The sequence below is a fragment of the Shigella sp. FC1544 genome (assembly GCF_001722145.1).
Classification (GTDB): Bacteria; Pseudomonadota; Gammaproteobacteria; order Enterobacterales; family Enterobacteriaceae; genus Escherichia; species Escherichia coli.
This window is the reverse complement of the sequence record NZ_MECT01000388.1, coordinates 1-25,819: the sequence shown is the minus strand read 5'-3', so window position 1 is coordinate 25,819 and position 25,819 is coordinate 1. Positions and strand designations below refer to the sequence as shown.

Annotated in this window: 43 protein-coding genes and 2 pseudogenes; 37 read left to right on the top strand and 8 right to left on the bottom strand. The window is 49.9% G+C overall.

Annotated features, from left to right (window positions below; translation table 11 throughout):
- Both BGK49_RS16985 and BGK49_RS16980 read right to left on the bottom strand, forming a co-directional pair.
- Positions 1 to 451, bottom strand: a 451-nt coding sequence (locus BGK49_RS16985) for an IS4 family transposase (RefSeq protein WP_038346845.1), incomplete at its 3' end; no start/stop codon positions are given.
- A gap of 80 nt (positions 452 to 531) precedes the next feature.
- Positions 532 to 943: pseudogene (locus BGK49_RS16980) on the bottom strand (prepilin peptidase).
- Positions 944 to 1,321: 378 nt separating this feature from the next.
- Here BGK49_RS16980 and rpsJ point away from each other — a divergent pair.
- The 31 genes and pseudogenes from rpsJ (at position 1,322) to arfA (ending at position 16,160) form a co-directional block, all read left to right on the top strand.
- Positions 1,322 to 1,633, top strand: coding sequence for a 30S ribosomal protein S10 (rpsJ, locus tag BGK49_RS16970; RefSeq protein WP_001181004.1), 312 nt, complete (start codon positions 1,322 to 1,324; stop codon positions 1,631 to 1,633).
- A 32-nt stretch (positions 1,634 to 1,665) separates the two neighbouring features.
- Positions 1,666 to 2,295, top strand: coding sequence for a 50S ribosomal protein L3 (gene rplC / locus BGK49_RS16965; protein WP_000579833.1), 630 nt, complete (start codon positions 1,666 to 1,668; stop codon positions 2,293 to 2,295).
- A 10-nt stretch (positions 2,296 to 2,305) separates the two neighbouring features.
- Positions 2,306 to 2,911, top strand: a complete 606-nt coding sequence (gene rplD, locus BGK49_RS16960) for a 50S ribosomal protein L4 (RefSeq protein ID WP_000424395.1) — start codon at positions 2,306 to 2,308, stop codon at positions 2,909 to 2,911.
- Positions 2,908 to 3,210 (top strand): 50S ribosomal protein L23, encoded by a 303-nt coding sequence (gene rplW / locus BGK49_RS16955; protein WP_000617544.1) that lies wholly within the window; start codon positions 2,908 to 2,910, stop codon positions 3,208 to 3,210. Before rplD ends, rplW begins: the two co-directional genes overlap by 4 nt.
- A gap of 17 nt (positions 3,211 to 3,227) precedes the next feature.
- A complete protein-coding gene (rplB, locus tag BGK49_RS16950; protein WP_000301864.1) occupies positions 3,228 to 4,049 on the top strand; it encodes a 50S ribosomal protein L2 in 822 nt (273 codons plus the stop codon).
- Positions 4,050 to 4,065: 16 nt separating this feature from the next.
- Entirely contained in the window at positions 4,066 to 4,344 is a 279-nt protein-coding gene (gene rpsS, locus BGK49_RS16945; RefSeq protein ID WP_001138117.1) for a 30S ribosomal protein S19, read from the top strand.
- Positions 4,345 to 4,358: 14 nt separating this feature from the next.
- Positions 4,359 to 4,690 (top strand): annotated as a pseudogene (gene rplV / locus BGK49_RS16940) (50S ribosomal protein L22).
- Between the two features lie 17 nt (positions 4,691 to 4,707).
- Complete coding sequence (gene rpsC / locus BGK49_RS16935; protein ID WP_000529945.1) at positions 4,708 to 5,409, top strand: 30S ribosomal protein S3; 702 nt, start codon at positions 4,708 to 4,710, stop codon at positions 5,407 to 5,409.
- A 12-nt stretch (positions 5,410 to 5,421) separates the two neighbouring features.
- The gene (rplP, locus tag BGK49_RS16930) at positions 5,422 to 5,832 is read left to right on the top strand and encodes a 50S ribosomal protein L16 (RefSeq protein ID WP_000941212.1); all 411 of its coding nucleotides are present in this window, start codon (positions 5,422 to 5,424) and stop codon (positions 5,830 to 5,832) included.
- Positions 5,832 to 6,023 (top strand): 50S ribosomal protein L29, encoded by a 192-nt coding sequence (gene rpmC, locus BGK49_RS16925; RefSeq protein ID WP_000644741.1) that lies wholly within the window; start codon positions 5,832 to 5,834, stop codon positions 6,021 to 6,023. Before rplP ends, rpmC begins: the two co-directional genes overlap by 1 nt.
- Complete coding sequence (gene rpsQ / locus BGK49_RS16920; RefSeq protein ID WP_000130100.1) at positions 6,023 to 6,277, top strand: 30S ribosomal protein S17; 255 nt, start codon at positions 6,023 to 6,025, stop codon at positions 6,275 to 6,277. The genes rpmC and rpsQ overlap by 1 nt, the downstream gene beginning before the upstream one ends.
- 164 nt (positions 6,278 to 6,441) lie before the next feature.
- Positions 6,442 to 6,813, top strand: coding sequence for a 50S ribosomal protein L14 (gene rplN / locus BGK49_RS16915; protein ID WP_000613955.1), 372 nt, complete (start codon positions 6,442 to 6,444; stop codon positions 6,811 to 6,813).
- A gap of 10 nt (positions 6,814 to 6,823) precedes the next feature.
- Positions 6,824 to 7,138, top strand: a complete 315-nt coding sequence (gene rplX / locus BGK49_RS16910) for a 50S ribosomal protein L24 (protein WP_000729185.1) — start codon at positions 6,824 to 6,826, stop codon at positions 7,136 to 7,138.
- A gap of 14 nt (positions 7,139 to 7,152) precedes the next feature.
- Positions 7,153 to 7,692 (top strand): 50S ribosomal protein L5, encoded by a 540-nt coding sequence (rplE, locus tag BGK49_RS16905; RefSeq protein WP_001096198.1) that lies wholly within the window; start codon positions 7,153 to 7,155, stop codon positions 7,690 to 7,692.
- A gap of 14 nt (positions 7,693 to 7,706) precedes the next feature.
- Positions 7,707 to 8,012 carry a 30S ribosomal protein S14 gene (gene rpsN / locus BGK49_RS16900; RefSeq protein WP_001118930.1) on the top strand — a complete coding sequence of 102 codons (306 nt, stop codon included), beginning with the start codon at positions 7,707 to 7,709 and terminating at the stop codon, positions 8,010 to 8,012.
- Positions 8,013 to 8,045: 33 nt separating this feature from the next.
- Positions 8,046 to 8,438, top strand: coding sequence for a 30S ribosomal protein S8 (gene rpsH / locus BGK49_RS16895; protein ID WP_000062611.1), 393 nt, complete (start codon positions 8,046 to 8,048; stop codon positions 8,436 to 8,438).
- A 12-nt stretch (positions 8,439 to 8,450) separates the two neighbouring features.
- Positions 8,451 to 8,984, top strand: coding sequence for a 50S ribosomal protein L6 (rplF, locus tag BGK49_RS16890; protein WP_000091945.1), 534 nt, complete (start codon positions 8,451 to 8,453; stop codon positions 8,982 to 8,984).
- Positions 8,985 to 8,993: 9 nt separating this feature from the next.
- Positions 8,994 to 9,347 (top strand): 50S ribosomal protein L18, encoded by a 354-nt coding sequence (rplR, locus tag BGK49_RS16885; protein WP_000358960.1) that lies wholly within the window; start codon positions 8,994 to 8,996, stop codon positions 9,345 to 9,347.
- Between the two features lie 14 nt (positions 9,348 to 9,361).
- On the top strand, positions 9,362 to 9,865 hold the full coding sequence (gene rpsE, locus BGK49_RS16880) for a 30S ribosomal protein S5 (RefSeq protein WP_000940121.1): 504 nt from the start codon (positions 9,362 to 9,364) through the stop codon (positions 9,863 to 9,865).
- Positions 9,866 to 9,868: 3 nt separating this feature from the next.
- Complete coding sequence (rpmD, locus tag BGK49_RS16875; protein WP_001140433.1) at positions 9,869 to 10,048, top strand: 50S ribosomal protein L30; 180 nt, start codon at positions 9,869 to 9,871, stop codon at positions 10,046 to 10,048.
- Positions 10,049 to 10,051: 3 nt separating this feature from the next.
- A complete protein-coding gene (rplO, locus tag BGK49_RS16870) occupies positions 10,052 to 10,486 on the top strand; it encodes a 50S ribosomal protein L15 (RefSeq protein WP_001238917.1) in 435 nt (144 codons plus the stop codon).
- A gap of 7 nt (positions 10,487 to 10,493) precedes the next feature.
- Positions 10,494 to 11,825 (top strand): preprotein translocase subunit SecY, encoded by a 1,332-nt coding sequence (gene secY / locus BGK49_RS16865; RefSeq protein ID WP_001118861.1) that lies wholly within the window; start codon positions 10,494 to 10,496, stop codon positions 11,823 to 11,825.
- Positions 11,826 to 11,856: 31 nt separating this feature from the next.
- The gene (gene rpmJ / locus BGK49_RS16860; protein ID WP_000868187.1) at positions 11,857 to 11,973 is read left to right on the top strand and encodes a 50S ribosomal protein L36; all 117 of its coding nucleotides are present in this window, start codon (positions 11,857 to 11,859) and stop codon (positions 11,971 to 11,973) included.
- Positions 11,974 to 12,119: 146 nt separating this feature from the next.
- Complete coding sequence (gene rpsM, locus BGK49_RS16855; protein WP_000090775.1) at positions 12,120 to 12,476, top strand: 30S ribosomal protein S13; 357 nt, start codon at positions 12,120 to 12,122, stop codon at positions 12,474 to 12,476.
- 16 nt (positions 12,477 to 12,492) lie between these two features.
- On the top strand, positions 12,493 to 12,882 hold the full coding sequence (rpsK, locus tag BGK49_RS16850; protein ID WP_001029684.1) for a 30S ribosomal protein S11: 390 nt from the start codon (positions 12,493 to 12,495) through the stop codon (positions 12,880 to 12,882).
- A 33-nt stretch (positions 12,883 to 12,915) separates the two neighbouring features.
- The gene (gene rpsD / locus BGK49_RS16845; protein WP_000135221.1) at positions 12,916 to 13,536 is read left to right on the top strand and encodes a 30S ribosomal protein S4; all 621 of its coding nucleotides are present in this window, start codon (positions 12,916 to 12,918) and stop codon (positions 13,534 to 13,536) included.
- Positions 13,537 to 13,561: 25 nt separating this feature from the next.
- Positions 13,562 to 14,551, top strand: a complete 990-nt coding sequence (locus tag BGK49_RS16840; protein ID WP_001162094.1) for a DNA-directed RNA polymerase subunit alpha — start codon at positions 13,562 to 13,564, stop codon at positions 14,549 to 14,551.
- Positions 14,552 to 14,591: 40 nt separating this feature from the next.
- Positions 14,592 to 14,975 carry a 50S ribosomal protein L17 gene (gene rplQ / locus BGK49_RS16835; RefSeq protein ID WP_001216368.1) on the top strand — a complete coding sequence of 128 codons (384 nt, stop codon included), beginning with the start codon at positions 14,592 to 14,594 and terminating at the stop codon, positions 14,973 to 14,975.
- Between the two features lie 106 nt (positions 14,976 to 15,081).
- Positions 15,082 to 15,450, top strand: a complete 369-nt coding sequence (locus BGK49_RS16830) for a DnaJ family domain-containing protein (RefSeq protein ID WP_000266500.1) — start codon at positions 15,082 to 15,084, stop codon at positions 15,448 to 15,450.
- A 10-nt stretch (positions 15,451 to 15,460) separates the two neighbouring features.
- Positions 15,461 to 15,886, top strand: a complete 426-nt coding sequence (gene zntR / locus BGK49_RS16825; protein ID WP_000285607.1) for a Zn(2+)-responsive transcriptional regulator — start codon at positions 15,461 to 15,463, stop codon at positions 15,884 to 15,886.
- A gap of 55 nt (positions 15,887 to 15,941) precedes the next feature.
- Positions 15,942 to 16,160: an alternative ribosome-rescue factor ArfA gene (gene arfA, locus BGK49_RS16820; protein ID WP_000092686.1), complete on the top strand. Its 219-nt coding sequence runs from the start codon at positions 15,942 to 15,944 to the stop codon at positions 16,158 to 16,160.
- On the opposite strand, the gene mscL is transcribed toward arfA, so the two are convergent.
- The 5 genes from mscL to def form a co-directional block, all read right to left on the bottom strand.
- Complete coding sequence (gene mscL / locus BGK49_RS16815; protein WP_000022439.1) at positions 16,157 to 16,567, bottom strand: large-conductance mechanosensitive channel protein MscL; 411 nt, start codon at positions 16,565 to 16,567, stop codon at positions 16,157 to 16,159. The genes arfA and mscL overlap by 4 nt on opposite strands.
- Positions 16,568 to 16,696: 129 nt before the next feature.
- Positions 16,697 to 18,073, bottom strand: coding sequence for a Trk system potassium transporter TrkA (trkA, locus tag BGK49_RS16810; protein ID WP_000691382.1), 1,377 nt, complete (start codon positions 18,071 to 18,073; stop codon positions 16,697 to 16,699).
- A gap of 21 nt (positions 18,074 to 18,094) precedes the next feature.
- Positions 18,095 to 19,384: a 16S rRNA (cytosine(967)-C(5))-methyltransferase RsmB gene (gene rsmB, locus BGK49_RS16805; RefSeq protein ID WP_000744784.1), complete on the bottom strand. Its 1,290-nt coding sequence runs from the start codon at positions 19,382 to 19,384 to the stop codon at positions 18,095 to 18,097.
- A gap of 45 nt (positions 19,385 to 19,429) precedes the next feature.
- Positions 19,430 to 20,377, bottom strand: a complete 948-nt coding sequence (gene fmt, locus BGK49_RS16800; RefSeq protein ID WP_000004457.1) for a methionyl-tRNA formyltransferase — start codon at positions 20,375 to 20,377, stop codon at positions 19,430 to 19,432.
- 14 nt (positions 20,378 to 20,391) lie between these two features.
- On the bottom strand, positions 20,392 to 20,901 hold the full coding sequence (def, locus tag BGK49_RS16795) for a peptide deformylase (protein WP_000114984.1): 510 nt from the start codon (positions 20,899 to 20,901) through the stop codon (positions 20,392 to 20,394).
- A 129-nt stretch (positions 20,902 to 21,030) separates the two neighbouring features.
- On the opposite strand from def, the gene dprA reads away from it, so the two are divergent.
- From dprA to BGK49_RS16765, 6 genes are read left to right on the top strand one after another with little or no spacing between them, the layout of a single operon-like run.
- On the top strand, positions 21,031 to 22,155 hold the full coding sequence (gene dprA / locus BGK49_RS16790; RefSeq protein WP_000228504.1) for a DNA-protecting protein DprA: 1,125 nt from the start codon (positions 21,031 to 21,033) through the stop codon (positions 22,153 to 22,155).
- Positions 22,127 to 22,600: a DUF494 family protein Smg gene (smg, locus tag BGK49_RS16785; RefSeq protein WP_000460675.1), complete on the top strand. Its 474-nt coding sequence runs from the start codon at positions 22,127 to 22,129 to the stop codon at positions 22,598 to 22,600. Before dprA ends, smg begins: the two co-directional genes overlap by 29 nt.
- 28 nt (positions 22,601 to 22,628) lie before the next feature.
- Positions 22,629 to 23,171: a DNA topoisomerase family protein gene (locus BGK49_RS16780; RefSeq protein WP_024259671.1), complete on the top strand. Its 543-nt coding sequence runs from the start codon at positions 22,629 to 22,631 to the stop codon at positions 23,169 to 23,171.
- A 4-nt stretch (positions 23,172 to 23,175) separates the two neighbouring features.
- Positions 23,176 to 23,748, top strand: coding sequence for an L-threonylcarbamoyladenylate synthase type 1 TsaC (tsaC, locus tag BGK49_RS16775; RefSeq protein ID WP_001297709.1), 573 nt, complete (start codon positions 23,176 to 23,178; stop codon positions 23,746 to 23,748).
- Positions 23,749 to 23,752: 4 nt separating this feature from the next.
- Complete coding sequence (aroE, locus tag BGK49_RS16770) at positions 23,753 to 24,571, top strand: shikimate dehydrogenase (protein WP_000451240.1); 819 nt, start codon at positions 23,753 to 23,755, stop codon at positions 24,569 to 24,571.
- The gene (locus BGK49_RS16765; RefSeq protein ID WP_001070563.1) at positions 24,568 to 24,825 is read left to right on the top strand and encodes a DUF1488 family protein; all 258 of its coding nucleotides are present in this window, start codon (positions 24,568 to 24,570) and stop codon (positions 24,823 to 24,825) included. The genes aroE and BGK49_RS16765 overlap by 4 nt, the downstream gene beginning before the upstream one ends.
- Here BGK49_RS16765 and BGK49_RS16760 read toward each other — a convergent pair.
- The gene (locus BGK49_RS16760; RefSeq protein WP_001286216.1) at positions 24,801 to 25,355 is read right to left on the bottom strand and encodes a gamma carbonic anhydrase family protein; all 555 of its coding nucleotides are present in this window, start codon (positions 25,353 to 25,355) and stop codon (positions 24,801 to 24,803) included. The genes BGK49_RS16765 and BGK49_RS16760 overlap by 25 nt on opposite strands.
- Between the last annotated feature and the right edge of the window lie 464 nt (positions 25,356 to 25,819).

Below are 25,819 nucleotides of genomic sequence, written 5' to 3'. Positions count from 1 at the left end.
GGGGGAAGGCTGCATCGTTCTCTGGTGTATCCGGTGTGCGCCAGAACACACCATCGATGGCCAGCAGGGTCAGGCCGCACCAGTGCGGATGCGGCGTGGCGTTATGCCAGAGCTGCGCTGTTTTCGTGAACACGCGGCGGACAGCCTCACTTCCCAGGCGCTGGCGGGCCTGAATAACGGCACTGGGGGCAACGAAGGGGCGATTGCCCGGCAGCATGATGTCCAGGCGATTCACAATCTGGTGAAGAGGTTCTTTACGCTCAAGCGCCATGCCAACAATACACCAGACCATCATTTCGAGGGGAAGACGGCGCTTGCGTAGCGTTACAGTACCTGATTCGGCAAGGCAACGAGAGATGAGTTCGGGGTCGAGGTAATCCCCCAGAGAAGTCAGTGGGTTACGCAGAGAATCGTAACGGGATACCAGATCAAGAGCCTGTCCAATGTGCATAAAAAATCCGGAAACAAGTGAGCGTTTCCGGATTCTTACACAGCCACTGGATCGGTCAACTGATCCTTAACTGATCGGCATTACCCAAAAGGCAGCGGGTTTTTTTAATGATTCTTTTCCTCTCATGAGCAGACCAATAACTACGGCTCCGCAAGCGAATGAGGCAGCAAGGAAAACCAGTCGTGGTAAGAAGGCCCATGAATGCCAGGCGCCAAGGGCGGCGAGAAACTTCACATCACCATAGCCTAATCCTTCTTTATGTCGCAGTATGCGATACCCCCAGTAAATGACAGCGAATGTGCCGTAACCAACAATTGTCCCCCATAACGCATCGGCTAAACCATCAGGATGACAAACTTGATAGAACAAAAGACCTGACCAGAGTAACGGGCACGTAAATCTGTCAGGTAACAAGCCATGCTTTGCATCCCAGAAAAAAAGTAGGGCTGATAAACAAGCGTACAAAATCAGAAAGGGAAGGGTAGTGTCCATAAAACATCCTCTGTAATTGGAGTATCACCATCGAATAACTCCGGATGCTCAGCAACAGAGAGAGCGCTGATTTGTTAACCTGATTCCGGTGAAAAACGCTATCTTCACAACCTTACAAATTTCGTGGAATGCAGCTCGCAATCTGCGCGTTGCGATTAATTTCTACCCGATGCTTGCGTCAGGCTCAGATTTGCGTATAATGCGCGGGCTTGTCGTAGTTGACAGCAGGTTCAATCTGAACCTCAGTTAGCCGAATTTGGCTACCTAACAATGCTCCCAATCGGGGAGCTACGTAAGAACGGTTACACTCTCCCATCAATCGTAATGGGTCTGAGGAGTAATCATTTTCGTTTATAAAATAATTGGAGCTCTGGTCTCATGCAGAACCAAAGAATCCGTATCCGCCTGAAAGCGTTTGATCATCGTCTGATCGATCAAGCAACCGCGGAAATCGTCGAGACTGCCAAGCGCACTGGTGCGCAGGTCCGTGGTCCGATCCCGCTGCCGACACGCAAAGAGCGCTTCACTGTTCTGATCTCCCCGCACGTCAACAAAGACGCGCGCGATCAGTACGAAATCCGTACTCACTTGCGTCTGGTTGACATCGTTGAGCCAACCGAGAAAACCGTTGATGCTCTGATGCGTCTGGATCTGGCTGCCGGTGTAGACGTGCAGATCAGCCTGGGTTAATCAGGTCATTGAGCGATTGAGAGGTTGAAACAATGATTGGTTTAGTCGGTAAAAAAGTGGGTATGACCCGTATCTTCACAGAAGACGGCGTTTCTATCCCAGTAACCGTAATCGAAGTTGAAGCAAACCGCGTTACTCAGGTTAAAGACCTGGCTAACGATGGCTACCGTGCTATTCAGGTGACCACCGGTGCTAAAAAAGCTAACCGTGTGACCAAGCCTGAAGCTGGCCACTTCGCTAAAGCTGGCGTAGAAGCTGGCCGTGGTCTGTGGGAATTCCGCCTGGCTGAAGGCGAAGAGTTCACTGTAGGTCAGAGCATTAGCGTTGAACTGTTTGCTGACGTTAAAAAAGTTGACGTAACTGGCACCTCTAAAGGCAAAGGTTTCGCAGGTACCGTTAAGCGCTGGAACTTCCGTACCCAGGACGCTACTCACGGTAACTCCTTGTCTCACCGCGTTCCGGGTTCTATCGGTCAGAACCAGACTCCGGGCAAAGTGTTCAAAGGCAAGAAAATGGCAGGTCAGATGGGTAACGAACGTGTAACCGTTCAGAGCCTTGACGTAGTACGCGTTGACGCTGAGCGCAACCTGCTGCTGGTTAAAGGTGCTGTCCCGGGTGCAACCGGTAGCGACCTGATCGTTAAACCAGCTGTGAAGGCGTAAGGAGATAGCAATGGAATTAGTATTGAAAGACGCGCAGAGCGCGCTGACTGTTTCCGAAACTACCTTCGGTCGTGATTTCAACGAAGCGCTGGTTCACCAAGTTGTTGTTGCTTATGCAGCTGGTGCTCGTCAGGGTACTCGTGCTCAGAAGACTCGTGCTGAAGTAACTGGTTCCGGTAAAAAACCGTGGCGCCAGAAAGGCACCGGCCGTGCGCGTTCTGGTTCTATCAAGAGCCCGATCTGGCGTTCTGGTGGCGTGACCTTTGCTGCTCGTCCGCAGGACCACAGTCAAAAAGTTAACAAGAAGATGTACCGCGGCGCGCTGAAAAGCATCCTGTCCGAACTGGTACGTCAGGATCGTCTGATCGTTGTCGAGAAGTTCTCTGTAGAAGCGCCGAAAACTAAGCTGCTGGCACAGAAACTGAAAGACATGGCTCTGGAAGATGTGCTGATCATCACCGGTGAGCTGGACGAAAACCTGTTCCTGGCTGCGCGCAACCTGCACAAGGTTGACGTACGCGATGCAACTGGTATCGACCCGGTTAGCCTGATCGCCTTCGACAAAGTCGTAATGACTGCTGATGCTGTTAAGCAAGTTGAGGAGATGCTGGCATGATTCGTGAAGAACGTCTGCTGAAGGTGCTGCGTGCACCGCACGTTTCTGAAAAAGCGTCTACTGCGATGGAAAAATCCAACACCATCGTACTCAAAGTTGCTAAAGACGCGACCAAAGCAGAAATCAAAGCTGCTGTGCAGAAACTGTTTGAAGTCGAAGTCGAAGTCGTTAACACCCTGGTAGTTAAAGGGAAAGTTAAACGTCACGGACAGCGTATCGGTCGTCGTAGCGACTGGAAAAAAGCTTACGTCACCCTGAAAGAAGGCCAGAATCTGGACTTCGTTGGCGGCGCTGAGTAAGTCGGAGGAGTAACACAATGGCAGTTGTTAAATGTAAACCGACATCTCCGGGTCGTCGCCACGTAGTTAAAGTGGTTAACCCTGAGCTGCACAAGGGCAAACCTTTTGCTCCGTTGCTGGAAAAAAACAGCAAATCCGGTGGTCGTAACAACAATGGCCGTATCACCACTCGTCATATCGGTGGTGGCCACAAGCAGGCTTACCGTATTGTTGACTTCAAACGCAACAAAGACGGTATCCCGGCAGTTGTTGAACGTCTTGAGTACGATCCGAACCGTTCCGCGAACATCGCGCTGGTTCTGTACAAAGACGGTGAACGCCGTTACATCCTGGCCCCTAAAGGCCTGAAAGCTGGCGACCAGATTCAGTCTGGCGTTGATGCTGCAATCAAACCAGGTAACACCCTGCCGATGCGCAACATCCCGGTTGGTTCTACTGTTCATAACGTAGAAATGAAACCAGGTAAAGGCGGTCAGCTGGCACGTTCCGCTGGTACTTACGTTCAGATCGTTGCTCGTGATGGTGCTTATGTCACCCTGCGTCTGCGTTCTGGTGAAATGCGTAAAGTAGAAGCAGACTGCCGTGCAACTCTGGGCGAAGTTGGCAATGCTGAGCATATGCTGCGCGTTCTGGGTAAAGCAGGTGCTGCACGCTGGCGTGGTGTTCGTCCGACCGTTCGCGGTACCGCGATGAACCCGGTAGACCACCCACATGGTGGTGGTGAAGGTCGTAACTTTGGTAAGCACCCGGTAACTCCGTGGGGCGTTCAGACCAAAGGTAAGAAGACCCGCAGCAACAAGCGTACTGATAAATTCATCGTACGTCGCCGTAGCAAATAATTTTAGAGGATAAGCCATGCCACGTTCTCTCAAGAAAGGTCCTTTTATTGACCTGCACTTGCTGAAGAAGGTAGAGAAAGCGGTGGAAAGCGGAGACAAGAAGCCCCTGCGCACTTGGTCCCGTCGTTCAACGATCTTTCCTAACATGATCGGTTTGACCATCGCTGTCCATAATGGTCGTCAGCACGTTCCGGTATTTGTAACCGACGAAATGGTCGGTCACAAACTGGGTGAATTCGCACCGACTCGTACTTATCGCGGCCACGCTGCTGATAAAAAAGCGAAGAAGAAATAAGGTAGGAGGAAGAGATGGAAACTATCGCTAAACATCGCCATGCTCGTTCTTCTGCTCAGAAGGTTCGCCTTGTTGCTGACCTGATTCGCGGTAAGAAAGTGTCGCAGGCTCTGGATATTTTGACCTACACCAACAAGAAAGCGGCTGTACTGGTCAAGAAAGTTCTGGAATCTGCCATTGCTAACGCTGAACACAACGATGGCGCTGACATTGACGATCTGAAAGTTACGAAAATTTCGTAGACGAAGGCCCGAGCATGAAGCGCATTATGCCGCGTGCAAAAGGTCGTGCAGATCGCATCCTGAAGCGCACCAGCCACATCACTGTGGTTGTGTCCGATCGCTGAGACTCTGGAGACTAGCAATGGGTCAGAAAGTACATCCTAATGGTATTCGCCTGGGTATTGTAAAACCATGGAACTCTACCTGGTTTGCGAACACCAAAGAATTCGCTGACAACCTGGACAGCGATTTTAAAGTACGTCAGTACCTGACTAAGGAACTGGCTAAAGCGTCCGTATCTCGTATCGTTATCGAGCGTCCGGCTAAGAGCATCCGTGTAACCATTCACACTGCTCGCCCGGGTATCGTTATCGGTAAAAAAGGTGAAGACGTAGAAAAACTGCGTAAGGTCGTAGCGGACATCGCTGGCGTTCCTGCACAGATCAACATCGCCGAAGTTCGTAAGCCTGAACTGGACGCAAAACTGGTTGCTGACAGCATCACTTCTCAGCTGGAACGTCGCGTTATGTTCCGTCGTGCTATGAAGCGTGCTGTACAGAACGCAATGCGTCTGGGCGCTAAAGGTATTAAAGTTGAAGTTAGCGGCCGTCTGGGCGGCGCGGAAATCGCACGTACCGAATGGTACCGCGAAGGTCGCGTACCGCTGCACACTCTGCGTGCTGACATCGACTACAACACCTCTGAAGCGCACACCACTTACGGTGTAATCGGCGTTAAAGTGTGGATCTTCAAAGGCGAGATCCTGGGTGGTATGGCTGCTGTTGAACAACCGGAAAAACCGGCTGCTCAGCCTAAAAAGCAGCAGCGTAAAGGCCGTAAATAAGGAGCGTCGCTGATGTTACAACCAAAGCGTACAAAATTCCGTAAAATGCACAAAGGCCGTAACCGCGGTCTGGCGCAGGGTACGGATGTTAGCTTCGGCAGCTTCGGTCTGAAAGCTGTTGGCCGTGGTCGTCTGACTGCCCGTCAGATCGAAGCAGCACGTCGTGCTATGACCCGTGCAGTTAAGCGTCAAGGTAAGATCTGGATCCGTGTGTTCCCGGACAAACCGATCACTGAAAAGCCGCTGGCAGTGCGTATGGGTAAAGGTAAAGGTAACGTGGAGTATTGGGTTGCCTTGATTCAGCCGGGTAAAGTCCTGTATGAAATGGACGGTGTTCCGGAAGAGCTGGCCCGTGAAGCATTCAAGCTGGCAGCAGCGAAACTGCCGATTAAAACCACCTTTGTAACTAAGACGGTGATGTAATGAAAGCAAAAGAGCTGCGTGAGAAGAGCGTTGAAGAGCTGAACACCGAGCTGCTGAACCTGCTGCGTGAGCAGTTCAACCTGCGTATGCAGGCTGCAAGTGGCCAGCTGCAACAGTCTCACCTGTTGAAGCAAGTGCGTCGCGATGTCGCACGCGTTAAGACTTTACTGAACGAGAAGGCGGGTGCGTAATGACCGATAAAATCCGTACTCTGCAAGGTCGCGTTGTTAGCGACAAAATGGAGAAATCCATTGTTGTTGCTATCGAACGTTTTGTGAAACACCCGATCTACGGTAAATTCATCAAGCGTACGACCAAACTGCACGTACATGACGAGAACAACGAATGCGGTATCGGTGACGTGGTTGAAATCCGCGAATGCCGTCCGCTGTCCAAGACTAAATCCTGGACGCTGGTTCGCGTTGTAGAGAAAGCGGTTCTGTAATACAGTACACTCTCTCGATACGAATAAACGGCTCAGAAATGAGCCGTTTATTTTTTCTACCCATATCCTTGAAGCGGTGTTATAATGCCGCGCCCTCGATATGGGGATTTTTAACGACCTGATTTTCGGGTCTCAGTAGTAGTTGACATTAGCGGAGCACTAAAATGATCCAAGAACAGACTATGCTGAACGTCGCCGACAACTCCGGTGCACGTCGCGTAATGTGTATCAAGGTTCTGGGTGGCTCGCACCGTCGCTACGCAGGCGTAGGCGACATCATCAAGATCACCATCAAAGAAGCAATTCCGCGTGGTAAGGTCAAAAAAGGTGATGTGCTGAAGGCGGTAGTGGTGCGCACCAAGAAGGGTGTTCGTCGCCCGGACGGTTCTGTCATTCGCTTCGATGGTAATGCTTGTGTTCTTCTGAACAACAACAGCGAGCAGCCTATCGGTACGCGTATTTTTGGGCCGGTAACTCGTGAGCTTCGTAGTGAGAAGTTCATGAAAATTATCTCTCTGGCACCAGAAGTACTCTAAGGAGCGAATCATGGCAGCGAAAATCCGTCGTGATGACGAAGTTATCGTGTTAACCGGTAAAGATAAAGGTAAACGCGGTAAAGTTAAGAATGTCCTGTCTTCCGGCAAGGTCATTGTTGAAGGTATCAACCTGGTTAAGAAACATCAGAAGCCGGTTCCGGCCCTGAACCAACCGGGTGGCATCGTTGAAAAAGAAGCCGCTATTCAGGTTTCCAACGTAGCAATCTTCAATGCGGCAACCGGCAAGGCTGACCGTGTAGGCTTTAGATTCGAAGACGGCAAAAAAGTCCGTTTCTTCAAGTCTAACAGCGAAACTATCAAGTAATTTGGAGTAGTACGATGGCGAAACTGCATGATTACTACAAAGACGAAGTAGTTAAAAAATTCATGACTGAGTTTAACTACAATTCTGTCATGCAAGTCCCTCGGGTCGAGAAGATCACCCTGAACATGGGTGTTGGTGAAGCGATCGCTGACAAAAAACTGCTGGATAACGCAGCAGCAGACCTGGCAGCAATCTCCGGTCAAAAACCGCTGATCACCAAAGCACGCAAATCTGTTGCAGGCTTCAAAATCCGTCAGGGCTATCCGATCGGCTGTAAAGTAACTCTGCGTGGCGAACGCATGTGGGAGTTCTTTGAGCGCCTGATCACTATTGCTGTACCTCGTATCCGTGACTTCCGTGGCCTGTCCGCTAAGTCTTTCGACGGTCGTGGTAACTACAGCATGGGTGTCCGTGAGCAGATCATCTTCCCAGAAATCGACTACGATAAAGTCGACCGCGTTCGTGGTTTGGATATTACCATTACCACTACTGCGAAATCTGACGAAGAAGGCCGCGCTCTGCTGGCTGCCTTTGACTTCCCGTTCCGCAAGTAAGGTAGGGTTACTAAATGGCTAAGCAATCAATGAAAGCACGCGAAGTAAAACGCGTAGCTTTAGCTGATAAATACTTCGCGAAACGCGCTGAACTGAAAGCGATCATCTCTGATGTGAACGCTTCCGACGAAGATCGTTGGAACGCTGTTCTCAAGCTGCAGACTCTGCCGCGTGATTCCAGCCCGTCTCGTCAGCGTAACCGCTGCCGTCAAACAGGTCGTCCGCATGGTTTCCTGCGGAAGTTCGGGTTGAGCCGTATTAAGGTCCGTGAAGCCGCTATGCGCGGTGAAATCCCGGGTCTGAAAAAGGCTAGCTGGTAATTGTCACCAATTGAATCACGGGAGTAAAGACAGATGAGCATGCAAGATCCGATCGCGGATATGCTGACCCGTATCCGTAACGGTCAGGCCGCGAACAAAGCTGCGGTCACCATGCCTTCCTCCAAGCTGAAAGTGGCAATCGCCAACGTGCTGAAGGAAGAAGGTTTTATTGAAGATTTTAAAGTTGAAGGCGACACCAAGCCTGAACTGGAACTTACTCTGAAGTATTTCCAGGGCAAAGCTGTTGTAGAAAGCATTCAGCGTGTCAGCCGCCCAGGTCTGCGCATCTATAAACGTAAAGATGAGCTGCCGAAAGTTATGGCGGGTCTGGGTATCGCAGTTGTTTCTACCTCTAAAGGTGTTATGACTGATCGTGCAGCGCGCCAGGCTGGTCTTGGTGGCGAAATTATCTGCTACGTAGCCTAATCGGAGGAAAAAATGTCTCGTGTTGCTAAAGCACCGGTCGTTGTTCCTGCCGGCGTTGACGTAAAAATCAACGGTCAGGTTATTACGATCAAAGGTAAAAACGGCGAGCTGACTCGTACTCTCAACGATGCTGTTGAAGTTAAACATGCAGATAATACCCTGACCTTCGGTCCGCGTGATGGTTACGCAGACGGTTGGGCACAGGCTGGTACCGCGCGTGCCCTGCTGAACTCAATGGTTATCGGTGTTACCGAAGGCTTCACTAAGAAGCTGCAGCTGGTTGGTGTAGGTTACCGTGCAGCGGTTAAAGGTAATGTGATTAACCTGTCTCTGGGTTTCTCTCATCCTGTTGACCATCAGCTGCCTGCGGGTATCACTGCTGAATGTCCGACTCAGACTGAAATCGTGCTGAAAGGCGCTGATAAGCAGGTGATCGGCCAGGTTGCAGCGGATCTGCGCGCCTACCGTCGTCCTGAGCCTTATAAAGGCAAGGGTGTTCGTTACGCCGACGAAGTCGTGCGTACCAAAGAGGCTAAGAAGAAGTAAGGTAACACTATGGATAAGAAATCTGCTCGTATCCGTCGTGCGACCCGCGCACGCCGCAAGCTCCAGGAGCTGGGCGCAACTCGCCTGGTGGTACATCGTACCCCGCGTCACATTTACGCACAGGTAATTGCACCGAACGGTTCTGAAGTTCTGGTAGCTGCTTCTACTGTAGAAAAAGCTATCGCTGAACAACTGAAGTACACCGGTAACAAAGACGCGGCTGCAGCTGTGGGTAAAGCTGTCGCTGAACGCGCTCTGGAAAAAGGCATCAAAGATGTATCCTTTGACCGTTCCGGGTTCCAATATCATGGTCGTGTCCAGGCACTGGCAGATGCTGCCCGTGAAGCTGGCCTTCAGTTCTAAGGTAGAGGTGTAAGATGGCTCACATCGAAAAACAAGCTGGCGAACTGCAGGAAAAGCTGATCGCGGTAAACCGCGTATCTAAAACCGTTAAAGGTGGTCGTATTTTCTCCTTCACAGCTCTGACTGTAGTTGGCGATGGTAACGGTCGCGTTGGTTTTGGTTACGGTAAAGCGCGTGAAGTTCCAGCAGCGATCCAGAAAGCGATGGAAAAAGCCCGTCGCAATATGATTAACGTCGCGCTGAATAACGGCACTCTGCAACACCCTGTTAAAGGTGTTCACACGGGTTCTCGCGTATTCATGCAGCCGGCTTCCGAAGGTACCGGTATCATCGCCGGTGGTGCAATGCGCGCCGTTCTGGAAGTCGCTGGGGTTCATAACGTTCTGGCTAAAGCATATGGTTCCACCAACCCGATCAACGTGGTTCGTGCAACTATTGATGGCCTGGAAAATATGAATTCTCCAGAAATGGTCGCTGCCAAGCGTGGTAAATCCGTTGAAGAAATTCTGGGGAAATAAACCATGGCAAAGACTATTAAAATTACTCAAACCCGCAGTGCAATCGGTCGTCTGCCGAAACACAAGGCAACGCTGCTTGGCCTGGGTCTGCGTCGTATTGGTCACACCGTAGAGCGCGAGGATACTCCTGCTATTCGCGGTATGATCAACGCGGTTTCCTTCATGGTTAAAGTTGAGGAGTAAGAGATGCGTTTAAATACTCTGTCTCCGGCCGAAGGCTCCAAAAAGGCGGGTAAACGCCTGGGTCGTGGTATCGGTTCTGGCCTCGGTAAAACCGGTGGTCGTGGTCACAAAGGTCAGAAGTCTCGTTCTGGCGGTGGCGTACGTCGCGGTTTCGAGGGTGGTCAGATGCCTCTGTACCGTCGTCTGCCGAAATTCGGCTTCACTTCTCGTAAAGCAGCGATTACAGCCGAAGTTCGTCTGTCTGACCTGGCTAAAGTAGAAGGCGGTGTTGTAGACCTGAACACGCTGAAAGCGGCTAACATTATCGGTATCCAGATCGAGTTCGCGAAAGTGATCCTGGCTGGCGAAGTAACGACTCCGGTAACTGTTCGTGGCCTGCGTGTTACTAAAGGCGCTCGTGCTGCTATCGAAGCTGCTGGCGGTAAAATCGAGGAATAAGTAGCAGATGGCTAAACAACCGGGATTAGATTTTCAAAGTGCCAAAGGTGGCTTAGGCGAGCTGAAACGCAGACTGCTGTTTGTTATCGGTGCGCTGATTGTGTTCCGTATTGGCTCTTTTATTCCGATCCCTGGTATTGATGCCGCTGTACTTGCCAAACTGCTTGAGCAACAGCGAGGCACCATCATTGAGATGTTTAACATGTTCTCTGGTGGTGCTCTCAGCCGTGCTTCTATCTTTGCTCTGGGGATCATGCCGTATATTTCGGCGTCGATCATTATCCAGCTGCTGACGGTGGTTCACCCAACGTTGGCGGAAATTAAGAAAGAAGGGGAGTCTGGTCGTCGTAAGATCAGCCAGTACACCCGCTACGGTACTCTGGTGCTGGCAATATTCCAGTCGATCGGTATTGCTACCGGTCTGCCGAATATGCCTGGTATGCAAGGCCTGGTGATTAACCCGGGCTTTGCATTCTACTTCACCGCTGTTGTAAGTCTGGTCACAGGAACGATGTTCCTGATGTGGTTGGGCGAACAGATCACTGAACGAGGTATCGGCAACGGTATTTCAATCATTATCTTCGCCGGTATTGTCGCGGGACTCCCGCCAGCCATTGCCCATACTATCGAGCAAGCGCGTCAAGGCGACCTGCACTTCCTCGTGTTGCTGTTGGTTGCAGTATTAGTATTTGCAGTGACGTTCTTTGTTGTATTTGTTGAGCGTGGTCAACGCCGCATTGTGGTAAACTACGCGAAACGTCAGCAAGGTCGTCGTGTCTATGCTGCACAGAGCACACATTTACCGCTGAAAGTGAATATGGCGGGGGTAATCCCGGCAATCTTCGCTTCCAGTATTATTCTGTTCCCGGCGACCATCGCGTCATGGTTCGGGGGCGGTACTGGTTGGAACTGGCTGACAACAATTTCGCTGTATTTGCAGCCTGGGCAACCGCTTTATGTGTTACTCTATGCGTCTGCAATCATCTTCTTCTGTTTCTTCTACACGGCGTTGGTTTTCAACCCGCGTGAAACAGCAGATAACCTGAAGAAGTCCGGTGCATTTGTACCAGGAATTCGTCCGGGAGAGCAAACGGCGAAGTATATCGATAAAGTAATGACCCGCCTGACCCTGGTTGGTGCGCTGTATATTACCTTTATCTGCCTGATCCCGGAGTTCATGCGTGATGCAATGAAAGTACCGTTCTACTTCGGTGGGACCTCACTGCTTATCGTTGTTGTCGTGATTATGGACTTTATGGCTCAAGTGCAAACTCTGATGATGTCCAGTCAGTATGAGTCTGCATTGAAGAAGGCGAACCTGAAAGGCTACGGCCGATAATTGGTCGCCCGAGAAGTTACGGAGAGTAAAAATGAAAGTTCGTGCTTCCGTCAAGAAATTATGCCGTAACTGCAAAATCGTTAAGCGTGATGGTGTCATCCGTGTGATTTGCAGTGCCGAGCCGAAGCATAAACAGCGCCAAGGCTGATTTTTTCGCATATTTTTCTTGCAAAGTTGGGTTGAGCTGGCTAGATTAGCCAGCCAATCTTTTGTATGTTTGTGCGTTTCCATTTGAGTATCCTGAAAACGGGCTTTTCAGCATGGAACGTACATATTAAATAGTAGGAGTGCATAGTGGCCCGTATAGCAGGCATTAACATTCCTGATCATAAGCATGCCGTAATCGCATTAACTTCGATTTATGGCGTCGGCAAGACCCGTTCTAAAGCCATCCTGGCTGCAGCGGGTATCGCTGAAGATGTTAAGATCAGTGAGCTGTCTGAAGGACAAATCGACACGCTGCGTGACGAAGTTGCCAAATTTGTCGTTGAAGGTGATCTGCGCCGTGAAATCAGCATGAGCATCAAGCGCCTGATGGATCTTGGTTGCTATCGCGGTTTGCGTCATCGTCGTGGTCTCCCGGTTCGCGGTCAGCGTACCAAGACCAACGCACGTACCCGTAAGGGTCCGCGCAAACCGATCAAGAAATAATCGGGGTGATTGAATAATGGCAAAGGCACCAATTCGTGCACGTAAACGTGTAAGAAAACAAGTCTCTGACGGCGTGGCTCATATCCATGCTTCTTTCAACAACACCATCGTGACTATCACTGATCGTCAGGGTAACGCGTTGGGTTGGGCAACAGCCGGTGGTTCCGGTTTCCGTGGTTCTCGCAAATCCACTCCGTTTGCAGCTCAGGTTGCAGCAGAGCGTTGCGCTGACGCCGTGAAAGAATACGGCATCAAGAATCTGGAAGTTATGGTTAAAGGTCCGGGTCCAGGCCGCGAATCTACTATTCGTGCTCTGAACGCCGCAGGTTTCCGCATCACTAACATTACTGATGTGACTCCGATCCCTCATAACGGTTGTCGTCCGCCGAAAAAACGTCGCGTATAACGCCTCGTTTTCCAGGTTTGTTGGAGAAAGAAAATGGCAAGATATTTGGGTCCTAAGCTCAAGCTGAGCCGTCGTGAGGGCACCGACTTATTCCTTAAGTCTGGCGTTCGCGCGATCGATACCAAGTGTAAAATTGAACAAGCTCCTGGCCAGCACGGTGCGCGTAAACCGCGTCTGTCTGACTATGGTGTGCAGTTGCGTGAAAAGCAAAAAGTTCGCCGTATCTATGGTGTGCTGGAGCGTCAGTTCCGTAACTACTACAAAGAAGCAGCACGTCTGAAAGGCAACACCGGTGAAAACCTGTTGGCTCTGCTGGAAGGTCGTCTGGACAACGTTGTATACCGTATGGGCTTCGGTGCCACTCGTGCAGAAGCACGTCAGCTGGTTAGCCATAAAGCAATTATGGTAAACGGTCGTATTGTTAACATCGCTTCTTATCAGGTTAGTCCGAATGACGTTGTAAGCATTCGTGAGAAAGCGAAGAAGCAGTCTCGCGTGAAAGCCGCTCTGGAGCTGGCTGAGCAGCGTGAAAAGCCAACTTGGCTGGAAGTTGATGCTGGCAAGATGGAAGGTACGTTTAAGCGTAAGCCGGAGCGTTCTGATCTGTCTGCGGACATTAACGAACACCTGATCGTCGAGCTTTACTCCAAGTAAAGCTTAGTACCAAAGAGAGGACACAATGCAGGGTTCTGTGACAGAGTTTCTAAAACCGCGCCTGGTTGATATCGAGCAAGTGAGTTCGACGCACGCCAAGGTGACCCTTGAGCCTTTAGAGCGTGGCTTTGGCCATACTCTGGGTAACGCACTGCGCCGTATTCTGCTCTCATCGATGCCGGGTTGCGCGGTGACCGAGGTTGAGATTGATGGTGTACTACATGAGTACAGCACCAAAGAAGGCGTTCAGGAAGATATCCTGGAAATCCTGCTCAACCTGAAAGGGCTGGCGGTGAGAGTTCAGGGCAAAGATGAAGTTATTCTTACCTTGAATAAATCTGGCATTGGCCCTGTGACTGCAGCCGATATCACCCACGACGGTGATGTCGAAATCGTCAAGCCGCAGCACGTGATCTGCCACCTGACCGATGAGAACGCGTCTATTAGCATGCGTATCAAAGTTCAGCGCGGTCGTGGTTATGTGCCGGCTTCTACCCGAATTCATTCGGAAGAAGATGAGCGCCCAATCGGCCGTCTGCTGGTCGACGCATGCTACAGCCCTGTGGAGCGTATTGCCTACAATGTTGAAGCAGCGCGTGTAGAACAGCGTACCGACCTGGACAAGCTGGTCATCGAAATGGAAACCAACGGCACAATCGATCCTGAAGAGGCGATTCGTCGTGCGGCAACCATTCTGGCTGAACAACTGGAAGCTTTCGTTGACTTACGTGATGTACGTCAGCCTGAAGTGAAAGAAGAGAAACCAGAGTTCGATCCGATCCTGCTGCGCCCTGTTGACGATCTGGAATTGACTGTCCGCTCTGCTAACTGCCTTAAAGCAGAAGCTATCCACTATATCGGTGATCTGGTACAACGTACCGAGGTTGAGCTCCTTAAAACGCCTAACCTTGGTAAAAAATCTCTTACTGAGATTAAAGACGTGCTGGCTTCCCGTGGACTGTCTCTGGGCATGCGCCTGGAAAACTGGCCACCGGCAAGCATCGCTGACGAGTAACCGGATCACAGGTTAAGGTTTTACTGAGAAGGATAAGGTCATGCGCCATCGTAAGAGTGGTCGTCAACTGAACCGCAACAGCAGCCATCGCCAGGCTATGTTCCGCAATATGGCAGGTTCACTGGTTCGTCATGAAATCATCAAGACGACTCTGCCTAAAGCGAAAGAGCTGCGCCGCGTAGTTGAGCCGCTGATTACTCTTGCCAAGACTGATAGCGTTGCTAATCGTCGTCTGGCATTCGCCCGTACTCGTGATAACGAGATCGTGGCAAAACTGTTTAACGAACTGGGCCCGCGTTTCGCGAGCCGTGCCGGTGGTTACACTCGTATTCTGAAGTGTGGCTTCCGTGCAGGCGACAACGCGCCTATGGCTTACATCGAGCTGGTTGATCGTTCAGAGAAAGCAGAAGCTGCTGCAGAGTAATCTGAAGCAACGTAAAAAAACCCGCCCCGGCGGGTTTTTTTATACCCGTAGCATCCCCACTTATCTACAATAGCTGTACTCTTTTTGTTCATCCCCTGGAGTATTTATGTGGTTACTTGACCAGTGGGCAGAGCGTCATATAGCAGAAGCGCAAGCGAAAGGTGAGTTTGATAACCTGGCAGGTAGCGGCAAACCATTGATACTGGATGATGATTCTCATGTGCCACCGGAATTACGTGCGGGGTATCGCTTGCTGAAGAATGCCGGTTGCTTACCGCCAGAACTTGAGCAGCGGAGGGAAGCAATTCAGCTTCTGGATATCCTGAGAGGTATCCGTCACGATGATCCGCAATATCAAGAGGTTAGCCGTCGATTGTCATTACTGGAATTGAAGCTGCGACAAGCTGGATTGAGTACCGATTTTTTACGCGGCGATTATGCTGACAAGTTGTTGGACAAAATCAACGATAACTAGTGGAGTATGTATGTATCGCATTGGTGAGCTGGCAAAAATGGCGGAAGTAACACCTGACACGATTCGTTATTACGAAAAACAGCAGATGATGGAGCATGAAGTGCGTACTGAAGGCGGGTTTCGCCTGTATACCGAAAGCGATCTCCAGCGATTGAAATTTATCCGGCATGCCAGACAACTAGGTTTCAGTCTGGAGTCGATCCGCGAGTTGCTGTCGATCCGCATCGATCCTGAACACCATACCTGTCAGGAGTCAAAAGGCATTGTGCAGGAAAGATTGCAGGAAGTCGAAGCACGGATAGCCGAGTTGCAGAGTATGCAGCGTTCCTTGCAACGCCTTAACGATGCCTGTTGTGGGACCGCCCATAGCAGTGTTTATTGTTCGATTCTTGAAGCTCTTGAACAAGGGGCGAGTGGCGTTAAGAGTGGCTGTTGATTTTTTGCACTGGCAGGATTACACTCGCGCCGTAAAATAACCAATTGGAGTTTTTATGAGCCGATATCAGCATATTAAAGGGCAGATAAGGGATAATGCGATAGAAGCATTACTACATGATCCCTTATTCCGACAGCGCGTAGAGAAAAATAAGAAGGGGAAAGGCAGTTACATGCGAAAAGGAAAACATGGCAATCGGGGGAACTGGGAGGCCAGTGGCAAGAAAGTAAATCACTTTTTTACCACTGGTCTTCTGCTTTCAGGCGCTTGTTAAGAGCGGTTATTCTGCTCTTTCAGCAAATCACGAATTTCTGCCAGTAATACTTCTTCTTTAGTTGGTGCAGGTGCGGCAGCTGGTTCTTCTTTTTTCCGATTCAGTTTGTTGATTAGCTTAATCGCCATAAAGATGGCAAAGGCCACAATCAGAAAATCAAAGACGTTTTGAATGAAGACACCGTAATGCATCACAACAGCAGGGATATCCCCCTGCGCATCGCGTAGCGTGACAGCAAACTGTTTAAAGTCGATCCCGCCAATTAATAAGCCCAGAGGTGGCATGATGATATCGGCAACCAGTGAAGATACAATCTTCCCGAATGCCGCACCGATAATGACACCCACCGCCAAATCCACCACGTTCCCGCGCATCGCAAATTCGCGAAATTCTTTAATAATGCTCATGTTATTCTCCCTATGAAGCCGACAACCATAAGTCTAACAAATGTTAAGCCATTTTCCTGCCAGGAATGAATTTAATTAATCCTTGATAATCAAAGGGAAATAATAAGGCGTCATTAGACGCCTTATTAATTACAAGAAGAAAGGGCTTGGCTGGAAGAGTCTTTCGACGTCGGTAATAAACTTTTTATCTGTGAGGAACATAATTACGTGATCGCCTTGCTCAATGCGCAGATTGTCATTGGCAATCATCACGTCGTTTCCACGTACCACCGCTCCAATAATCGTTCCTGGCGGTAGCTTGATTTCGTCAATGACTCTGCCGACAACGCGTGAGGTGCTTTCATCACCGTGAGCAACGGCTTCAATAGCTTCTGCTACGCCGCGGCGCAATGAGGAAACACCAACAATATCTGCTTTTCGCACATGGCTAAGCAACGCAGAAATAGTTGCTTGTTGTGGTGAAATTGCAATATCGATCACGCTCCCCTGAACCAGATCCACATAAGCGCGACGCTGGATCAATACCATCACCTTTTTCGCACCCATACGTTTGGCAAGCATGGCGGACATGATATTGGCCTCGTCATCGTTGGTGACGGCAATAAACAGATCAACTTGATCGATATGTTCTTCGGCCAGCAGTTCTTGATCCGACGCATCACCAAAAAAGACGATCGTATTCTGCAACTTTTCCGCCAGTTCGGCAGCGCGCTGCTGATTACGTTCGATGAGTTTAACGCTGTAATCTTTTTCCAGACGACGCGCCAGCCCTGCACCGATATTACCGCCACCAACCAGCATGATCCGCTTATACGGTTTTTCCAGTCGCTGTAATTCACTCATCACCGCGCGGATATGCTGTGAAGCGGCAATAAAGAACACTTCATCACCAGCTTCAACAATGGTCGAACCTTGTGGACGAATGGGGCGATCGTGGCGGAAAATTGCTGCCACACGAGTATCGATATGTGGCATATGTTCGCGCATGGTCGAAAGTGCATTACCAATCAGCGGGCCGCCATAATAGGCTTTAACTACAGCGAGGCTGACTTTACCCTCAGCGAAGTTCACCACCTGCAATGCGCCTGGATACTCAATCAGTCGGTAAATATTATCGATAACCAACTGCTCTGGTGCGATCAGATGATCAATCGGTACAGCATCTGAATGAAATAGCTTATCGGCATCGCGTACGTAGTCTGGTGAGCGGATGCGAGCGATGCGATTAGGGGTGTTGAAAAGTGAGTAGGCTACCTGGCAGGCAACCATATTGGTTTCATCTGAACTGGTTACAGCAACCAGCATATCGGCGTCGTCGGCACCTGCCTCCCGCAATACGCGTGGATGAGAGCCATGCCCCTGCACGACTCGCAGGTCAAATTTATCCTGCAAGGTCCGCAGACGCTCACCGTTGGTATCGACAACAGTAATATCGTTGTTCTCGCCAACCAGGTTTTCCGCCAGTGTGCCGCCAACCTGGCCGGCACCCAGAATGATAATTTTCATCAGTCTCGACCCGTTATCTCATCACTTTTTGATTAGCTTAGCGTAAAAGAAGCCGTCGCCCTCTTCGGCACCAGGCAGATTTTGTTTACCCGGTTGCTCTGGTGTTCCTGTTTCGCAAAGTTCGGCATCAGCGGTACGTTGCAAAAAAGCTTTAATCTGCAGGCTATTCTCTTCCGGTAACACCGAACAGGTGGCATAGACCAGGGTTCCACCGGATTTTAAATGCGGCCAAATGGCGTCGAGAATTTCAGACTGCAATTGCGCGAGTTCCGGGATATCGCGATCGCGACGTAACCATTTAATATCCGGATGGCGACGAATCACCCCCGTTGCTGAACAAGGCGCATCTAATAAAATGCGATCAAACTGTTGCTCGCCACACCATTGGGAAGGGTAACGGCCATCACCTTGTTTCACGGTTGCCTTCATACCAAGGCGTTTTAAATTGTCGTAAACGCGAGAGAGGCGCTGTTCGTCAATATCAACCGCAACAACCTGCGCTTCTGGTGCCACCTCAAGGATATGCGTTGTTTTACCGCCGGGGGCGGCACAAAGATCCAGAATGTGTTCACCGTTTTGTGGCGCAAGCCAGGTCATGCAACCTTGTGCTGATGCATCCTGAACGGTAACCCATCCGTCTTCAAAACCAGGTAGCGCATGAACAGGTGCAGGTGTTTCCAGACGTACAGCATCAGGGTAATCCGCATGCGGGAAACCTTTCATTCCTGCTTCATCCAGCAATGCAAGCCAGCTGTCGCGGGAATGATGCGTACGATTAACGCGCAGCCACATTGGCGGACGCTGGTTATTGGCTTCGACGATGGATTGCCACTGCTCTGGATACGCTTTTTGCAGACGCTTCAGCAACCAGGAAGGATGCAGATAACGTGCATCACTGGCATTAAACTTGGCTAATAACTCTTCTTGCTGACGCTGGAACTGGCGTAATACACCGTTAATCAACCCTTTAAGTTGCGGACGCTTAATTGCGATAGCGCCTTCAACCGTTTCAGCCAGCGCAGCATGAGGTGGAATGCGGGTATAAAGCAGTTGATACAAACCAACCATAATCAGGTAATGCACAGTGCGCTGTTTGCCGGTCATCGGACGGGCCATTAACTTATTAATCAGCCAGTCTAACTGCGAAAGCGTACGCAGTACGCCAAAGCACAACTCTTGAAGAAGTGCTTTGTCTTTATCAGAAACTTTTTGCTGGAGCGGTGGCAGAATGTTGCTTAATGATTGCCCTTGCTCGACGACTTGTTCAACGGCCTGGGCCGCCATGCTACGTAAATTACGTTGTTTTTTCATAAGTATAAAAATGCCCGGTAAGACCGGGCTTAGAAGAGTGGACTATCAGGCCAGACGGTTGCCCGGAACAAACCATTCCCGACGAGAATTCAGGAGGTCTTGCGCGCTCATCGCTTTCTTACCCGCAGGTTGTAACGAGAGCAGATTCAGGATTCCATCACCAGTTGCAACCTGAATGCCTTGTTTGTTGGCTTCAAGGATCGTTCCTGGTGCAGCGTTGGTTGCCGTATCAATGACCGACGCTTTCCAGACTTTAACCGGCTGTCTTTCAATTTCCAGCCAGCTCATTGGCCATGGATTGAAAGCGCGAATGCAGCGTTCAAGCTGTGCTGCCGAAAGTGACCAGTCAATACGCGCTTCTTCTTTACTCAACTTTTCGGCGTAAGTGACAAGAGTTTCGTCCTGAACTTCTGGTTTCGCCGTGCCGTCTGCCAGTTGTTTCAACGTGGTGATAAGCCCTTGTGGGCCAAGCTCTGCCAGCTTGTCGTACAGCGTACCACTGGTATCTTCTGCAGTAATCGGGCAGGAGAGCTTATAGAGCATGTCACCGGTGTCTAAACCGACATCCATTTGCATAATGGTCACACCAGTTTCTGCATCACCCGCCCATAGTGAGCGTTGGATTGGTGCAGCACCGCGCCAGCGTGGCAGCAGTGAACCATGAACGTTGATACAGCCAAGACGCGGCATCTCCAGCACTGCTTTAGGCAGAATTAAGCCATAGGCGACGACGACCATAACATCAGCCTGCAGATCGGCGACCAGTTGCTGGTTTTCTTGTGGACGCAGGGAAACAGGTTGAAAAACGGGCAGACCTTTTTCCTCAGCCAGAACTTTAACCGGGCTGGGCATCAGTTTTTTACCGCGTCCTGCCGGTCGGTCTGGCTGGGTGAACACGCCAACGACGTTATGACCAGAAGACAACAGCGCGTCGAGATGACGCGCTGCAAAGTCAGGTGTACCCGCAAAAATAATACGTAGTGATTCTGACACGTTAGTTCTTATCCTTAAGCCCGGGCTTTCAGACGATCCAGTTTTTCAACTTTCTGACGAATACGTTGTTGTTTCAACGGTGACAGATAATCCATAAACAGTTTGCCGACCAGGTGATCCATCTCATGCTGAATACAGATGGCTAACAGACCGTCTGCTTCCAATTCAAATGGTTTACCGTCGCGGTCCAGGGCGCGAATTTTAACTTTCTCTGCGCGTGGCACTAAAGCACGTTGTTCAGGGATCGACAGGCAACCTTCTTCAATGCCTGTTTCGCCGCTTTTTTCTAAAAGCTCCGGATTGATTAACACCAGCCGTTCGTCACGGTTTTCCGAAACATCAATAACAATGATACGTTGATGGATATCAACCTGGGTTGCCGCCAGGCCAATACCTTCTTCTGCGTACATCGTCTCGAACATATCATCGACGATACGCTGAATTTCTGCATTCACTTCTTCTACCGGTTTAGCAACTTTGCGAAGCCGCTCGTCCGGAATATGTAACACTTGCAAAACTGACATAAATCTCCAGAGATGTGTTCAGGAGTTAGAAAGATTATTTCTTCTATTCTAGACAAATCCCCCTCTGATTGACAGCATCACTGACCAATCGCAAAGATTGCTAAGGCTGCTTATGGCAGGGAGATAAGGATGGTCGATACAGATATTTGGCTGCGTTTAATGAGCATCAGCAGCTTGTACGGCGATGATATGGTCCGTATAGCTCACTGGCTGGCAAAACAGTCGCATATTGATGCGGTTGTATTGCAGCAAACAGGGCTTACATTGCGGCAGGCACAACGCTTTCTTTCATTTCCGCGAAAGAGTATCGAAAGCTCACTTTGTTGGTTGGAGCAACCCAACCATCATTTAATCCCTGCGGACAGCGAATTTTATCCTCCTCAACTTCTGGCGACGACAGATTACCCCGGCGCACTGTTTGTTGAAGGAGAACTGCACGCGCTGCATTCATTTCAGCTTGCCGTAGTGGGGAGTCGGGCGCATTCATGGTATGGCGAGCGATGGGGACGATTATTTTGCGAAACTCTGGCCACGCGTGGAGTGACAATTACGAGTGGACTGGCGCGTGGAATCGATGGTGTGGCGCATAAAGCGGCCTTACAGGTAAATGGCGTCAGCATTGCTGTATTGGGGAACGGACTTAATACCATTCATCCGCGCCGCCATGCCCGACTGGCTACCAGTTTGCTTGAACATGGTGGGGCACTTGTCTCGGAATTTCCCCTCGATGTTCCACCCCTTGCTTACAATTTCCCACGAAGAAATCGCATTATCAGTGGTCTAAGTAAAGGTGTACTGGTGGTGGAAGCGGCTTTGCGCAGTGGTTCGTTGGTGACAGCACGTTGTGCGCTTGAGCAGGGGCGTGAAGTTTTTGCCTTGCCAGGACCAATAGGGAATCCGGGAAGCGAAGGGCCTCACTGGTTAATAAAACAAGGTGCGATTCTTGTGACGGAACCGGAAGAAATTCTGGAAAACTTGCAATTTGGATTGCACTGGTTGCCAGACGCCCCTGAAAATTCATTTTATTCACCAGATCAGCAAGACGTGGCATTGCCATTTCCTGAGCTCCTGGCTAACGTAGGAGATGAGGTAACACCTGTTGACGTCGTCGCTGAACGTGCCGGCCAACCTGTGCCAGAGGTAGTTACTCAACTACTCGAACTGGAGTTAGCAGGATGGATCGCAGCTGTACCCGGCGGCTATGTCCGATTGAGGAGGGCATGCCATGTTCGACGTACTAATGTATTTGTTTGAAACCTATATTCACACAGAAGCTGAGTTGCGTGTGGATCAAGACAAACTTGAACAGGATCTTACCGACGCAGGATTTGATCGAGAAGATATCTACAATGCCCTGCTTTGGCTGGAAAAGCTTGCGGATTATCAGGAAGGACTGACAGAACCGATGCAACTGGCCTCTGATCCACTCTCCATGCGTATTTATACCCCTGAGGAGTGTGAAAGACTGGATGCCAGCTGTCGTGGTTTTCTGCTTTTCCTTGAGCAAATTCAGGTGCTTAACCTTGAAATCCGTGAAATGGTGATAGAGCGAGTGCTCGCGCTGGATACCGCAGAGTTCGACCTGGAAGACCTGAAATGGGTAATCCTGATGGTGTTGTTCAATATTCCGGGCTGCGAAAATGCGTACCAGCAAATGGAAGAATTACTCTTTGAAGTGAATGAAGGTATGCTGCATTAATCATTTCTTTAATTCAGCATAAGTTGTTATGGCGAAATCAGCACTGTTCACGGTGCGTAATAATGAGTCCTGCTCAAAGTGCGGGGCTGAACTGGTTATTCGATCCGGGAAACACGGTCCGTTTCTTGGATGCTCACAGTATCCGGCGTGTGACTACGTCCGTCCTCTGAAATCTTCAGCGGATGGACATATTGTCAAAGTTCTGGAGGGGCAGGTTTGCCCTGCATGTGGCGCAAATCTGGTATTACGCCAGGGACGCTTTGGTATGTTTATTGGTTGCAGTAACTACCCTGAATGCGAACATACCGAACTTATCGATAAACCGGACGAAACAGCAATTACATGCCCCCAATGTCGGACGGGCCATCTGGTCCAGCGCCGCTCCCGTTATGGCAAAACATTTCACTCCTGTGATCGCTACCCGGAGTGTCAATTTGCCATTAACTTCAAACCCATAGCTGGAGAATGCCCTGAGTGTCATTATCCACTACTCATCGAAAAGAAAACCGCGCAGGGTGTAAAACACTTTTGTGCCAGTAAACAATGTGGAAAGCCGGTTTCGGCGGAATAATAACGTGAATAATAACCTGCAAGGAGACGCTATCGCAGCTGCGATAGATGTCCTCAATGAAGAACGTGTCATCGCCTATCCAACGGAAGCCGTTTTCGGTGTTGGGTGCGATCCTGATAGCGAAACAGCAGTGATGAGACTGTTGGAGTTAAAACAGCGTCCGGTTGATAAGGGGCTGATTTTAATCGCGGCAAATTACGAGCAGCTTAAACCCTATATTGATGACACCATGCTGACTGATGCGCAGCGTGAAACCATTTTTTCCCGCTGGCCAGGTCCTGTCACCTTTGTCTTTCCCGCGCCTGCGACAACACCGCGCTGGTTGACGGGCCGCTTTGATTCGCTTGCTGTACGAGTCACCGACCATCCGTTGGTGGTTGCTTTGTGCCAGGCTTATGGTAAACCGCTGGTTTCTACCAGTGCCAACTTGAGTGGATTGCCACCTTGTCGAACAGTAGACGAAGTTCGCGCACAATTTGGCGCGGCGTTCCCGGTTGTGCCTGGTGAAACGGGGGGGCGTTTAAATCCTTCAGAAATCCGCGATGCCCTGACGGGTGAACTGTTTCGACAGGGGTAACATAATGGAAACCTATGCTGTTTTTGGTAATCCGATAGCCCACAGCAAATCGCCATTCATTCATCAGCAATTTGCTCAGCAACTGAATATTGAACATCCCTATGGGCGCGTGTTGGCACCCATCAATGATTTCATCAACACACTGAACGCTTTCTTTAGTGCTGGTGGTAAAGGTGCGAATGTGACGGTACCTTTTAAAGAAGAGGCTTTTGCCAGAGCGGATGAGCTTACTGAACGGGCAGCGTTGGCTGGTGCTGTTAATACCCTCAAGCGGTTAGAAGATGGACGCTTGCAGGGTGACAATACCGATGGTATAGGTTTGTTAAGCGATCTGGAACGTCTGTCTTTTATCCGTCCGGGTTTACGTATTCTGCTTATCGGCGCTGGTGGAGCATCTCGCGGCGTACTACTACCACTCCTTTCCCTGAACTGTGCGGTGACAATCACTAATCGGACGGTATCCCGTGCGGAAGAGTTGGCTAAATTGTTTGCGCACACTGGCAGTATTCAGGCGTTGGGTATGGACGAACTGGAAGGTCATGAGTTTGATCTCATTATTAATGCAACATCCAGTGGCATCAGTGGTGATATTCCGGCGATCCCGTCATCGCTCATTCATCTAGGCATTTATTGCTATGACATGTTCTATCAGAAAGGAAAAACTCCTTTTCTGGCATGGTGTGAGCAGCGAGGCTCAAAGCGTAATGCTGATGGTTTAGGAATGCTGGTGGCACAGGCGGCTCATGCCTTTCTTCTTTGGCACGGTGTTCTGCCTGACGTAGAACCAGTTATAAAGCAATTGCAGGAGGAATTGTCCGCGTGAATCAGGCCATCCAGTTTCCGGACAGGGAAGAGTGGGACGAGAATAAAAAATGTGTATGTTTTCCCGCTCTCGTGAATGGTATGCAACTGACATGCGCGATCTCTGGCGAGAGTCTGGCGTATCGCTTTACTGGAGATACGCCAGAACAGTGGTTAGCGAGTTTTCGTCAGCATCGCTGGGACCTGGAAGAAGAAGCGGAAAACTTAATTCAGGAACAAAGTGAAGATGATCAAGGCTGGGTCTGGTTACCCTGATCCAGATATTCGTCCTTCCATTTCACGTAATTATTCGCGGAATAGCGTAACCCAGCCTTCTCTTCATCACTTAACGGGCGGATCTGTTTGACGGGGCTACCGAGATACAGATATCCGCTCTCCAGCCGTTTATTTTGTGGGACCAGACTACCCGCACCAATCATCACATCATCTTCTACTATTGCGCCATCAAGTAAAATTGAGCCCATCCCAACCAAAACTCGATTGCCAATGGTGCAGCCGTGGAGCATCACCTTGTGACCAACAGTGACATCTTCGCCAATGGTTAATGGGTTGCCATCTGGGTTGTACGAGGATTTATGAGTGACATGCAACATACTGCCATCCTGGATATTGGTGCGTGCTCCGATCTGTACATAATGTACATCTCCACGAATCACAACGAGCGGCCAGATCCCCACATCATCAGCCAGACGAACGTCACCAATCACGACACTGCTATCGTCGATCATTACGCGCTGACCGATTTGTGGAAAAAGATCGCGGTATGGGCGTAAAACATCAGACATACTTACCTCAGCAATAAATGATTTACTAATGACTTTGGGGACATTATTGGCCTTGTGCAAGTCTTTTAGTATGCAAAAAAGCACCGTTTTGTGTGCGATTGCAGCAAAAAGGGTGAAAAAACAACAAACAGAAAAAAAGATCAAAAAAATACTTGTGCAAAATATTGGGATCCCTATAATGCGCCTCCGTTGAGACGACAACGTGAAACACTTCACAGGATGGTCGGAACAACGAAGAGAAAAAATCCTGAAATTCAGGGTTGACTCTGAAAGAGGAAAGCGTAATATACGCCACCTCGCGACAGTGAGCTGAAGGCCGCGTCGCAACTGCTCTTTAACAATTTATCAGACAATCTGTGTGGGCACTCGAAGATACGGATTCTTAACGTCGCAAGACGAAAAATGAATACCAAGTCTCAAGAGTGAACACGTAATTCATTACGAAGTTTAATTCTTTGAGCATC